Source organism: Vallitalea maricola (assembly GCF_036985595.1).
Classification (GTDB): domain Bacteria; phylum Bacillota; class Clostridia; order Lachnospirales; family Vallitaleaceae; genus Vallitalea; species Vallitalea maricola.
This window is the reverse complement of sequence record NZ_BTPU01000384.1, coordinates 1-240: the sequence shown is the minus strand read 5'-3', so window position 1 is coordinate 240 and position 240 is coordinate 1. Positions and strand designations below refer to the sequence as shown.

The 240-nt window shown below is 27.1% G+C and carries 1 protein-coding gene; it reads left to right on the top strand.

Annotated features, from left to right (window positions below; genetic code table 11):
- Positions 1–240, top strand: a 240-nt coding sequence (locus AACQ14_RS24405) for a hypothetical protein (protein ID WP_339366125.1), incomplete at both ends; no start/stop codon positions are given.

The window sequence follows — 240 nt, the reverse complement described above, 5'->3', positions numbered from 1 at the left end:
ATTTGGTAAGGAAGGAATAACATTTATAGAAAAACAGCAGTTCAAAGATGATGTAGTTGATATTTATGAAGATGAAAATACAATATTCGTTGAGTATGAAAACGAATATAAACATTATATAGCTATATGTAATAGATTGTTTGCTGTATTAGATGTCATTCAATTAGACAGTAAGATAGACATTGATTCATTTGGATATATTCTTGATGGAAACAAAAAATGTGAGCTGAAACTCTATAC